Below are 12,310 nucleotides of genomic sequence, written 5' to 3'. Positions count from 1 at the left end.
TGGCATTTCTCAAAAAGTCCATTCCCTATTTGGATGAAGTTTCCATCGGCCATGCATTGGTATGTGATGCATTGTATTATGGATTGGAAAATACGATTCAGATGTATAGAAGGCAGTTGGAAATTCAGTAGGCAGTTGTCAGTTGGCAGTGTTCAGAAAACAAACTGAAAAGAGTCTAATTTAGCAGATATAGAAATTCACAGAATTCAGGAAGGAAGGTCAGAGGTTCACCTGATCTCGTAAATCGTATTTCGTAACTCGTAATTCAAAAATGAAATTAAACTTCAAAAAACTCGGTACCGGAAAACCCTTAGTCATTCTTCACGGACTTTTTGGTTCGGCAGATAATTGGTTCAGTATAGCGAGAGAACTCGAAAAATCATTTACACTTTATCTGGTAGACCAAAGAAATCATGGAGACTCTCCTCAAGCTGACGAATGGAACTATCAGGTTATGGTGGAAGATCTTAAAGAACTTTTAGACGATGAGGGACTAGATCAGGTATACTTAATGGGACATTCTATGGGAGGGAAAACCGCAATGAATATTGCGATCAAATACCCGGAGCGGGTTAAGAAATTAATTGTGGCAGATATTGCTCCCCGTTACTATCCTATCCATCATCAAAGTATTTTAGAAGGATTGAATTCCATAGATCTAAAAGCTATTAAATCCCGAAAAGATGCGGATGACATTCTTTCAAAATACATTCCGGAAATTGGAATTAGGCAATTTTTGCTGAAAAGTTTAAGCCGGGATTCCAATGGTTTTGTCTGGAAAATCAACTTGCCAGTTATCTCCAAAAATATCGAGGAAGTAGGAAAAGCTTTAGAAGAAGGAGGTCTTTACGACGGTCCAACTTTATTTTTAGCAGGTGAAAATTCAAACTATATCCAGCAATCTGATTTATCAGATATGGAGGATTTTTTTCCAAACTATGAAGTTGAGTTCATCTCCGATGCTGGTCATTGGCTTCATGCAGAACAACCAGAAGCGGTAGTAGAAGAGGTAGTTAAATTCCTAAATTAAATTTCACCACTTTCCATTTATTTCACTTTTTTACCATGCTTGATGACCATATCCACATCTTGTAATAAGCTGATATGGCGTAAGACATCTCCTCTTACAGCAATAATATCAGCATATTTTCCTTCAGAAATTGTTCCCACTTTATCTGATACTCCCATCGCCACAGATGGCCAATAAGTAGCTGCTTTGATAGCTAACATCGGATCATAGCCAAATTCATTGACCCACACGTCCAATTCATTCCAAGTGCTTTGGCTGTGAAATTTCATAGGAATCCCACTATCCGTACCAATCAGCATCACTACACCGCTTTGCTTCAGTTGATTGAATTTCCGCTCCAAAGTAGGTTTTCTTACAGGAGTAAGTTGGAAATATGACATTCTCCCAGGGTACCTTAAAGACTCTTTAATATCAGTGATAATAGAGTCCGGCAAATCTAAATGCCAAGAAGGATCATCTAGCTTTTCCGGATTATCACGGACAGATTCATAATTATATAACCCCTCTACAGTAGGCGTCCAAAATAAAGGCCCCATATTCATTTTTGCTGCTCTTTCTTGAATCATCAACATGATGTCCTCAGGATATTCAGGGGCAGAAGATAAACCTGTATGTTCGAAACAATCCACTCCTATTTTTAGACCCATTCTTATTTCTTCGGGTCGATGCGAATGACCCACCACCGGTAGCCCATATTTGTGTGCTTCATCCACTACTGCCTGTGCTTCCTCTAAAGTCATCTGGTCCTGATCAATCAACTTTATAACATCTACACCTGCATCTGCAAGTTTTTTCACTTTTGCTTTCGCGTCAGCAACACCATTTATTCCCCAGCGGAATGCTTCGGTATTGGGGTATGGAGCTTTTTGAATAAATGGCCCAGAAACATAAATAGTTGGGCCCGGAATTTCACCTCTATTGATTCTATCTCTAACATTTATGCTCGCCTCTAAAGGAGCTCCCAAATCCCGTGCACTCGTCACGCCAGCAAGTAATAACTGATGCGCAGAAGCAGGCATGATCACCGGATCTAAAATATCTATATAGGTACTATCCCAATGCGAATAATCACTGTGGCCATTTATCATTAAATGAACATGCATATCCCATAATCCTGGCATCACGCTCATCCCTTCTGTCGAAATAACTTCTGCCCCAGAGGGAACTTCTAAAGTCCCAACTTGACCTACTCTAACAATTTTCTCACCCTCGATGAGAATGACAGAATTCCTAATTGGAACACCTCCGAAACCATCAATCAATGTGCCTCCTACAAGTGCTTTTAAATTTTGCGAAAATCCAGAAATACTACTAGAGAAGAGTAAAACGGCAAGTAGAAACTTAATTCTTTTCATATAAATCAATTGTAAGTATGTCTGTTAAGTTAATGATTTTGACTTATTAACTTTAACTTTCGATTTATAATAAGTAAGAATTCATCAACATGCCAAAAGGAAAACTTTTTCTAATCCCAAATGTCCTAGCGGAAAATACAGCACTTGAGGTAATCAGTCCTCAAGTAAAGGAAGTTGTTAAGCATACAAAAGTCTATCTGGTGGAAAACTTACGGACTGCAAGACGCTATATCAGCAGCTTAAAACTAGGAGTAAACATCGAAGAAATCCACATGGAAATTCTCGATAAAAGCACTAAACCTGAAACGATCAATCGGCTGATGCAGCCTTTAATGAATGGTGCCGATATAGGAATAATTTCTGAAGCTGGCTGTCCAGGAATTGCCGATCCGGGAGCTTTGGCAGTTGCCCATGCCCATGTCAAAGGCATTCAAGTGGTACCACTTTCAGGACCCAGTTCTATGTTTTTAGCACTAATGGGATCTGGATTCTCAGGGCAATCTTTCGCATTCCATGGGTATTTACCGATCGATAAAAAAGATCGTGCAGCAGCTTTAAAAGGCTTAGAATCGGAATCACTTCGTGAAAAGAGGGCACAGATTTTTATGGAAACACCGTTTCGAAACAATCAGATATTTGAGGATTGCCTTCGCGTACTTTCTGCTAATACTAAGCTTTGTATCGCTAAAAATATTACGGCAAAAGATGAGCTAATCCTTACTAAAACTATAGCAGATTGGAAAAAACTTCCGCTCGACCTGCATAAGATTCCTACCGTTTTTATCATTCAAAGCTTTTAAGATATGTTTACCATTGATGCCCATTTGGATTTGAGTATGAACGCTCTGGAGTGGAATCGTGATTTGACTCGATCAGTTGAGGAAATCAATTCCAGAGAAAAAGGCTTAACGGATAAACCTGACCGAGAAAATGCAATAGTTTCTCTACCAGCACTTAGAAAAGGAAATATCGGATTGGTAGTTGCCACTCAAATCGCAAGATATGTTGCTCCTGACAATTCACTTCCCGGATGGAATTCGCCAGCTCAAGCTTGGGCACAAACCCAAGGTCAATTAGCTTGGTATCAAGCTATGGTGGAGCAGGGTGAGATGGCTCAAATCAGAAATCTACAGGAACTCAATGCCCATATCGCTCTTTGGGAAAACGGAGGGGATCAAGCAAAAAAACCAGTTGGATTTATCCTATCTCTCGAAGGTGCTGATTCGATTGTCAATTTGGACTATTTGGAAAAAGCCTACGAATCTGGGCTTCGGGCATTAGGACCTGCACATTATGGCCCAGGTCGCTATGCTCACGGAACGGATGCCTCTGCGCCTTTAAATGAAAATGGCAAAGCTTTACTTCGAAAAATGGATGAACTGGGAATTATTTTAGATGCTACTCATTTGTGCGATTTGGCATTTTGGGAAGCTTTGGAAATTTTCAAAGGTCATGTTTGGGCAAGTCATAATAATTGCCGCGCTTTAGTCGATCATAATAGACAATTCTCAGATGAAATGATCAAAGCTTTGATCGATCGAGGTGCTGTAATTGGCGGTGCCATGGATGCCTGGATGCTAAGTCCAGGATGGGAAAGAGGCAAATCGACTCCAAAAGAAAGAAATGTAACGTTAAATACCGTTTTAGATCATTTAGATCATATTTGCCAAATTGCAGGAAATGCCAATCATATTGGAATTGGCTCGGATTTAGATGGCGCTTTTGGAAAAGAGCAGGCTCCACATGACTTAAATAGTATAGCTGACCTTAACAAAGTACCTGATTTACTGAGGTTAAGAGGTTACTCCGATCAAGATGTCGCTAAAGTAATGCACGGAAACTGGCTCAACTTTTTTAATAAAACATGGTCTTAATTGGGGAAAAATTGGACAATTCTTGTGCTTTTGTTTTGCATAAATAATTCTAATTGAATTATTTAGCGAAAGCTAAACGCAAACCACCAATTTATGACATTTAAAAATTTACTTTCTCTTACCTTAATTTTTCTTTTTACATCAACTCTTTCTTTCTCACAAAAACTTCAGATTACAGCAAATCACTCTGACGCAAAATTTATTTTGCTAAATGATTATGATGATTCTGACAAACAGGAACTGGGAACAGGAGCTATAGAATACAAATTGGAAAAAGACAGTCGTAACAGAATCAAAGTAATAAAACCTGGATACGAACCCGTAATCAAAGAATATAACAGAGATTTGAAATGGGATAAAGATCAATATGTTTCTTTAGACGCAAGAAGAGTCGAAATTACTGCGGAACCATATGATGCCGAAATTCTTGTCGATGGAAGAGTGATTGGGAGCAAAGCGATCTATCTGATTATCCAAAAGGATCGTTTTCATACGGTTGAAGTGAAAAAACCAGGATATGCGCCTGTTACAAAAAGCTATTACAATTCTCCAGACAGAGAAACTCCTCCTGCAAAGGATTATTTCGAGCTAAAAGATCGCCAGGTTAGATTGGAAGTTGTTCCAGCTGATGGCGTAGTTACTGCCAATGGTGTAAGTTTAGGCAGAGGAAATCAAGATGTACAAGTACCATTGGGAGATTGTGTTACAGTCACAGTCAATAAAGACGGTTATGTGGAATACACAAAAGTTTTTTGTAACAAGCCAGAGACTGATCCAGAACCACCAGTAAGAGAAAAAGCACAGCTGGATGATAGACTAGTAAGAATTACAACCAATCCCAATGATGCTATAATTGAAATTTCAGGCAGGAGAGTTGGAACAGGCAGCTATGATCTGAAAGTACCAAAAAACGGAAGTGTGGAAGTTCGTATTTCTAAAGATGGGTATGTACGATATATTAAAAATTATTATAACCAAGCAAATATGCAGGAGCCTCCGGTAACGGACTTTGTGGAAATGACTGTTGATGAGGCTTATACTTCTTCGGTTTCATCTGATTTGGCAAATGTTAGAATTACAGTTCCAGTCAATTCAGATTATTCCTCTGAAGAAGCATGGAGAATTCTAAGCTCTATCATCACTAGATATTTTGATATTTTAGAAACGGTAGATTACAATACTGGATATTTAACTACATCATGGCAAGTACAGAACTTCCAATCCAGTATTATTCGAACCAGAGTAATTGTAAGTAGCGGAGGTAATTCCGATCAACTGGCTTATGCAATTAAGTTGATTAGTCAGGAAGCGTACCTGGATGGGCAAAATCAAGTTACCGTTAAGGATGATGAAAAATTCGAAGATTGGGCTCGTATCCTTAAAAAGTACGAAGGATTGATTGAAGAAGTCCAAGCAAGGCTTCAAAAATAAAAACTCATTTTTCGAAAAAACCTCAGCCAAAAAAGCTGAGGTTTTTTTTATTCAATCTCCAGGATTAAAAAATATAATAAATAAAGGCTATTCAGGTCAGTGACAGAAAGCTGACTTTTAAAAAAAGCTTATATTAAGATTCTACTTTTTTAATTCAATTCAATAAAACCCAAAAATTATGAAATGCCCATTAGAAAAGTTCTCACATGAAGGAAGGATTATTCAGGGCATTCCATATGACAGTTAAAAAACAAATTATAAACATATGAAACCTATTGTACAGATCTCCCTTGATCTTACAAACATCGATGAAGCTTTAGAAACTGCAGCTTTGGCAATAAGAGCTGGAGTGGATTGGCTGGAAGCCGGAACTCCATTGATTTTGGCAGAAGGCCTACATGGAGTAAGGAAACTAAGAGAGGCTTTCCCTGACGTCCCCTTAGTTGCGGATTTGAAAACTATGGATGGAGGCTATCTGGAAGCAGAAATGATGGCCAAAGCAGGCGCCACGCATGTAGTTGTAATGGCTAGAGCACATGCCGAAACCATCAAATGTGTGGTTCAGGCAGGAAAGGATTTTGGAGCGAAGGTTATGGGTGATAATATGATCTGTGAAAGCATGATCGATGGCGCCAAATTTTTAGAAGACTTAGGTTGCGACTATGTCATACATCATATTGGTTATGATGAAAGAAGAGGAATTGCAGCTTCCGGAAAAAGAATGCCAAGTCCGTTGGATCAACTTAGAGAAGTTGTTGCAGCTGTTAATATTCCTGTACAGGCGGTTGGTGGACTTTCTTTGGAACAAGCCATCCAATGCCCACAATACGGTGCACCATTAGTAGTTCTCGGGGCACCTTTAACCATCGATGCAGATTCCTTTAAAACCGCAAGCGGAGATCTCGAGGGATCTCTACGAAAGATCTGCGAAGCAATTCATAGTCAAGAAACAGTTTTACCCAAAAGATCCTAAACCATGTCCAGCACTAAATCTGCAGCAGTAGTTAATTTTTCTGAGAAAAAACATTCTGTTGAAATAAGAGAAATTCCTATCCCAGAAATTGGTGAAAACGATATTTTATTAGAAGTAGAAAATGTAGGAGTTTGCGGGAGCGATCTTCATCAATGGACTTCAGATCATAGCTGGCCTGTAAATTATCCTGTAGTCTTAGGACATGAATTTGGCGGCAAAATCGCAGCACTGGGTAATAATGTCAATTCTTGGAAAGTAGGAGATCGAGTAGTCAGTGAAACTGCAGCAGTGATCGACAGCCAAAACCCAATGAGTAAAGTTGGCTTATATAACCTCGATCCAACCAGAAAAGGTTTTGGCTATGGAGTCAATGGAGCCATGACTCGTTTTGTAAAGGTGCCAGCAAGATGCCTTCACACGGTGCCTGATAACCTTTCTTTCGAAGAAGCTTGCCTAACCGAACCTTGTTGCGTGGCTTATAATGCGGTGGTAGGAAATTCCACTATCAAACCTGGGGATCGTGTTGTAGTTATTGGTCCTGGAACGATTGGGATTCTTTGCGCTGCAGTGGCCAAACTTTGTGGAGCAGAAGTAGCAATAATCGGTTTACCAACAGACAAAGGAAGATTGGAAATCGCAAAAAAATATGGCTGCCATACCATTATCGGAGATGCAAATTCCTGGGCAAAAAGTAGAGACGGTATGGGAGCTGATTTGATCATCGATGCCGCTGGCGTTAGCGAAACTTTAATGATTGCAATGCAACTCGTTCGTCCAAATGGACAAATCACAAAAGTTGGCTGGGGTCCCCAACCATGCAATTATTCTTTAGATCCGATTATTCAAAAAAATGTCAGACTTCAAGGAAGTTTTAGTCATAATTGGCCTATTTGGGAACGGGTCATTGCTTTATTATCAAGTGGAGCTTTGGATGTGAAACCGATTATCGGAGGAGTTTGGCCAATTACTGAATGGAAAGAAGCATTTGAAAAAATGCATCATGGAGATGTGGTAAAAAGTGTATTAAAACCAGTTTAAGATGCGATTAAAAGACAAAGTAATCATCGTCACAGGCAGTACGATGGGAATCGGAAAAGCAATTGCAAAAAAAGTAGTATCTGAAGGGGCAAAAGTGATCGTTCATGGTTTGGAGGAGGAATTGGGAACGCAAGTTGTCTCTGAATTAGGCACTGAAAATTCAAAACTACATATAGAAGATCTCTCCAATGAAGGAGCAGCTCAAAGATTGGTTGACCTTGCTTTGGAGACTTATGGAAGACTTGATGCCATCGTGAATAATGCAGCAATCGTTGCCGCATCGACAATTCAGACCACCGATAAAGCATTTTTGAATAGGATTTTGGATGTAAATACTATTGCCCCATTATTCTTGATTAAGTCGGCGCTGCCTCATTTGATAGAAAGTCATGGAGCAGTTTTGAATATTGGTTCCATCAATGCCTGGAGCGGCGAGCATAATCTGTTGGCCTATAGTATCTCCAAAGGAGCTTTGATGACCATGACCAGGAATTTGGGAGATTCTCTTTTCCGTGAAAATGGTGTAAGAGTCAATCAGATCAATCCTGGATGGGTACTTACAGAAAAGGAAATTGAGCGAAAGAAAGAACATGGACTTGCCGACACCTGGTACAAAGAATTATCGAAAATGTATGCTCCGGCGGGAAGGATTATTTGGCCAGAAGAAATAGCTGCTGCTACAATTTATTGGCTTTCTGATGAAAGCGGACCGATTAGTGGTCAAGTTGTTGATTTGGAGCAATTCCCGATGATAGGACGGAATATTCCAAAAGACGCAAGCACCATTCCGCATAAGTAATTGCTTCGCTTGCTGCCTGCCCTCCGGGAGGCGGGGAAGACCGAAGACGCCTGCCGGTAGGCAGGGGAGACCAAATTGACCTTAAAATTAGAGTTTACCAGATTTTATGATGCTTTGATCTTCCTTCTATCATGAACATTACAAATATTAACTTCAATTAAAGTACAAAATGCCCAAAATAGCCGCCTTCCCTAAAGCTTTCATGCAAGCCCTCTGCAAGGATGGAACCATGAAAATCTCTGAATGGATCAACTTAGCTGCTCCCCTGGAAATTGACGGTTTGGAGTGGTATGCTGGATTTCTTGAAATGGAAGACCAAAAAAAATGGCCAGTATTTAAAAGAATGGTGGAAGACAAAGGTATGGTCATCCCCATGATGTGTTGTTCTCCTGATTTTACCCATCGAGATAAAGCATTTCGGGAAAAAGAAATCCAAAAACAGAAGAGATGGATTGAAATGACGGACGAATTGGGAGGAAAATATTGCCGGGTTCTTTCTGGTCAATATCGCCCTGAACTTTCAATCGAGGAAGGAATTAAATTAGCAAAGGACTGTATAGAGGCATGCCTCCCTTACGCACAATCCTTAGGAATTACTTTGATCATTGAAAATCATTACAAGGATGATTTTTGGGAATATCCTGAATTTGCCCAGAAGCGAGCCATCTTTACGAAATTGGTTAATAGTATCCATCACCAAAATTTCGGAGTAAATTACGATCCAAGTAATGCTTTTTTGGCAGGCGAAGATCCACTGGATTTGTTATATGATGTGTCGGAAAGAGTAGTTACCATGCATGCAAGCGATCGGTTTTTAAAGTATGGAACAATCGAAGACTTGCGAAAAGAAGAAGGCGGAGCAACAGGTTATGCCAAGCGGTTGAGCCATGGTGAGATCGGACAAGGGATGAATGATTATGACGCTATTTTTACTGAATTAAAACGAGTTGGTTTTGATTCCTGGATCAGTATCGAAGACGGAGTCGATGGCATGGATCAATTAGCTAGAAGTGTTGGGTTCTTAAAAAAGAAAATTGCTCAGTATTGGCATCCTTAAATGTAGAAATGTGAAGTACGAAATACGGCCTTATAAGTATTTATTGAGGAGATTTCTCAGTTGTTCCTCCTTCGAAATGACACAATAAAACGTCTCACAGAATATTTTCTCAATTTTTAAATGCTGAAAACATTGAAAACCTATAACTACACTTCCATCCCATCCCAATGCTTCCTTGGCGAGGGTCCCTATTGGCATTCAGAATTGCAATGCTTCTTTTGGGTGGACATCGAAAAGGGCAAACTTTTTCAGCACCATTTGGAAAGTGGCCAAACTAAAACCTATTCTTTCCCGCATCGACTTGCTGTTGTTTTGGAAGGAAAAGATGATCAATTGATACTTGGATTGGATAGAAAACTTGCCAGTTTTGATTTGAAAACCGAGGAATTGAAATGGCTTACCGAGGTGGAATTGGACCTCCTTTTACATAGATTCAACGATGGAAAAGTAGATCCCAATGGAAGAATATGGATTGGGACGTTGAGCACCTTGTTTACTGAAGGTGCAGGGTCACTGTATTGTATTGGTAATGATCTGAAACCTAAGAAAATGCTGAGTGATTTAACCATTTCCAATGGAATGGCTTGGACAGCGGACAATCAAACTTTTTACTTTATCGATACACCGACTAGGAAAATCAAGGCATATAAGTTTAACCTAGAATCTGGAGAAATAGAATTTGATCGAGTTGCTGTGGAGATTCCCAAAGAATTGGGATTTCCTGATGGGATGAGCATAGACTCTGAAGGAATGCTTTGGGTAGCGCATTACGGAGGATCAGGAGTTTACCGCTGGAATCCAATTTCAGGCGAATTACTGGATAAAATCGAACTCCCAGTTCCACATGTTACCTCCTGTTCTTTTGGGGGAAAGGATCTTGATACGCTTTTGATTACCACAGCCCAAGAAAATCTAAGTGATACCCAACTGAAAGAATTTCCGCTAAGCGGCGATGTATTTTTGGTGAAAACTACCGCCAAGGGATTTCTACCAAACAAGTCAACTATATAAGAAACCCTTTCTGCCAAAAGATGAAAGTAATCACTAAAACCCTGAAACCTATGCATTCTAAACTGCCATTGATTCTCTCGATTATTTTTGTCTTAGCAATGTTCCCAGCGTTTGCTCAGGAGGAGGAAATCCCCAAGCTTGACAATCCCATGTCGGTTTCTTATCTCCAAAAAAACCTTATAAAATCCTCCCCTAGATTAGTTTACGATCAGCCTATTTTGAAAAACCTGAAAAGGAATATCAAGACAGATCCAGTTCTACAAAATATGTATGCAACCATTCAGGACAATGCTGATGCTATATTCGAAGAGCCGCTTCTGGAAAGAGTAATGGAGGGAAGAAGGTTGTTAGGGACTTCCAGAGAAATGCTTTATCGGATGAATATGTTGGGTTTTGTTTATCTGATGGAAAAAGACCCCAAGGTGTTAGCCAGAATCAATGAAGAGGTTTTAGCAGTTTGCAATTTTTCAGATTGGAATCCATCCCATTTTCTTGATGTAGCCGAGATGGCAACAGCGGTGGCATTTGCCTTGGATTGGACAGCCGGCGACTTACCAAAAACTACCCAAGAACTGGCTAAAAAGTCCTTGATTGAAAAAGCCATTCTTCCAAGCTGGCCTGAAGGCGGAGGTTCTCCTTCTTGGGCATTTGGTACCAATAATTGGAATCAGGTCTGCAATGGTGGCATGATCGCTGCATCCATTGCCATCGCAGAAGATAATCCTGCCTTAGCATCTAAAACCATCAGTCGTGCATTGGATGGCTTACCTCACTCTTTGGTAGAATACGGACCGGATGGAGTTTACCCTGAAGGATCCACCTATTGGGCCTATGGAACCAGCTTTTCAGTGATCACAGCTGCCATGTTGGAAAGTGCTTTTGGCACAGACTTCGGACATTGGGAATTCCCTGCTTTTAAGGAAAGTGCTGTTTTCAGGACTTTGGCAAATGCCCCTTCAGGTTGGTATTATAATTTTGCGGATTGCGGGGATCAGCGGAGTAAAGCGGGAGATTTTACCTTGGCATGGTTTGCAGCAAAATCCGGGAATCCCAATTATTTTGAAAGAGAACGATTCCTAATTTCTTCTGATAAAATCGGGAAACTTGGACGTCTAGCTGGTGCCTCCATGGCATGGCTTTCCCAGTATGAAGAAAAAGGTGGTGCAGGAATTCCGACTGCCTGGAAAGGAGAAGGATCGAACCCGATTGTGATTTTTACAGGAGGCGAAAATGATCCCCACAATTATTATTTCGGCGGAAAAGGTGGGCGAGGAATGGTGAATCATGGAAACATGGATGCAGGTTCCTTTATTTTTGAATTAAATGGAGTTCGCTGGTCCATTGACCCAGGCAATCAAAATTACAATGACTTGGAGCAAACCGGATTCGATCTTTGGAACCGCTCTCAAAGTAGCGAACGTTGGACCTTATTAACCAAAAACAATTTCGGACACAGCACCTTGACTGTAAACGATTCCCTTCATCGTACAGAAGGCCAATCGGAGCTTCTTTCTTTTAAGGATGGTGAGCAACCCGAAGCAACTTTTGACCTCAGCAAAACTTTGGAAGGTCAGGTAAAATCAGCTAAAAGGAAGTTCACAAAAGACAGCCCCAGCTCTATAACAATTGAGGATGAAATTGAACTTTCTGAAAGCACGCAACTCATCACTTGGCAAATGATGACCTTAGCTAATGTAGAATTAACTGAAGACGGCGCAATTTTGAAGCAAGACGGTAAAACC

General features: G+C 40.3%; 12 protein-coding genes. 11 read left to right on the top strand and 1 reads right to left on the bottom strand.

Translation table 11 applies throughout. The annotated features are described in order from the left end of the window. Together Q0L68_RS09880 and Q0L68_RS09875 are read left to right on the top strand one after the other, a co-directional pair. The coding region (locus Q0L68_RS09880) for a pyridoxine 5'-phosphate synthase (RefSeq protein ID WP_296702377.1) at positions 1 to 131 on the top strand (131 nt) is incomplete at its 5' end. Between the two features lie 140 nt (positions 132 to 271). Then, positions 272 to 1,030: an alpha/beta fold hydrolase gene (locus Q0L68_RS09875; protein WP_296702373.1), complete on the top strand. Its 759-nt coding sequence runs from the start codon at positions 272 to 274 to the stop codon at positions 1,028 to 1,030. A 17-nt stretch (positions 1,031 to 1,047) separates the two neighbouring features. Here the strand turns inward: Q0L68_RS09875 and Q0L68_RS09870 are convergent, their stop codons facing one another. Beyond that, positions 1,048 to 2,385, bottom strand: a complete 1,338-nt coding sequence (locus tag Q0L68_RS09870) for an amidohydrolase family protein (protein WP_296702370.1) — start codon at positions 2,383 to 2,385, stop codon at positions 1,048 to 1,050. Positions 2,386 to 2,474: 89 nt separating this feature from the next. Between Q0L68_RS09870 and Q0L68_RS09865 the strand changes: the two genes are divergently transcribed. From Q0L68_RS09865 to Q0L68_RS09825, 9 genes are all read left to right on the top strand, one after another. After that, on the top strand, positions 2,475 to 3,185 hold the full coding sequence (locus tag Q0L68_RS09865; protein ID WP_296702367.1) for an SAM-dependent methyltransferase: 711 nt from the start codon (positions 2,475 to 2,477) through the stop codon (positions 3,183 to 3,185). Positions 3,186 to 3,188: 3 nt separating this feature from the next. Next, on the top strand, positions 3,189 to 4,259 hold the full coding sequence (locus Q0L68_RS09860) for a membrane dipeptidase (RefSeq protein ID WP_296702364.1): 1,071 nt from the start codon (positions 3,189 to 3,191) through the stop codon (positions 4,257 to 4,259). Between the two features lie 93 nt (positions 4,260 to 4,352). Continuing rightward, on the top strand, positions 4,353 to 5,690 hold the full coding sequence (locus tag Q0L68_RS09855; RefSeq protein ID WP_296702361.1) for a PEGA domain-containing protein: 1,338 nt from the start codon (positions 4,353 to 4,355) through the stop codon (positions 5,688 to 5,690). A gap of 265 nt (positions 5,691 to 5,955) precedes the next feature. After that, positions 5,956 to 6,663, top strand: a complete 708-nt coding sequence (locus Q0L68_RS09850; RefSeq protein WP_296702360.1) for an orotidine 5'-phosphate decarboxylase / HUMPS family protein — start codon at positions 5,956 to 5,958, stop codon at positions 6,661 to 6,663. A gap of 3 nt (positions 6,664 to 6,666) precedes the next feature. Further along, on the top strand, positions 6,667 to 7,701 hold the full coding sequence (locus Q0L68_RS09845; protein ID WP_296702356.1) for a zinc-binding dehydrogenase: 1,035 nt from the start codon (positions 6,667 to 6,669) through the stop codon (positions 7,699 to 7,701). Between the two features lies 1 nt (position 7,702). Continuing rightward, positions 7,703 to 8,500 (top strand): SDR family oxidoreductase, encoded by a 798-nt coding sequence (locus Q0L68_RS09840; RefSeq protein ID WP_296702353.1) that lies wholly within the window; start codon positions 7,703 to 7,705, stop codon positions 8,498 to 8,500. 169 nt (positions 8,501 to 8,669) lie between these two features. Further along, the gene (locus Q0L68_RS09835; protein WP_296702350.1) at positions 8,670 to 9,557 is read left to right on the top strand and encodes a sugar phosphate isomerase/epimerase; all 888 of its coding nucleotides are present in this window, start codon (positions 8,670 to 8,672) and stop codon (positions 9,555 to 9,557) included. 120 nt (positions 9,558 to 9,677) lie between these two features. Further along, positions 9,678 to 10,568, top strand: coding sequence for an SMP-30/gluconolactonase/LRE family protein (locus Q0L68_RS09830; protein ID WP_296702348.1), 891 nt, complete (start codon positions 9,678 to 9,680; stop codon positions 10,566 to 10,568). 50 nt (positions 10,569 to 10,618) lie between these two features. Then, a partial coding sequence (locus Q0L68_RS09825) for a heparinase II/III family protein (protein WP_296702345.1) occupies positions 10,619 to 12,310 on the top strand: 1,692 nt, incomplete at its 3' end.

The organism is Algoriphagus sp. (genome assembly GCF_024642405.1).
GTDB lineage: Bacteria > Bacteroidota > Bacteroidia > Cytophagales > Cyclobacteriaceae > Algoriphagus.
The sequence above is the reverse complement of the archived record's forward strand: the minus strand, read 5'-3'. Positions and strand labels throughout refer to the sequence as shown.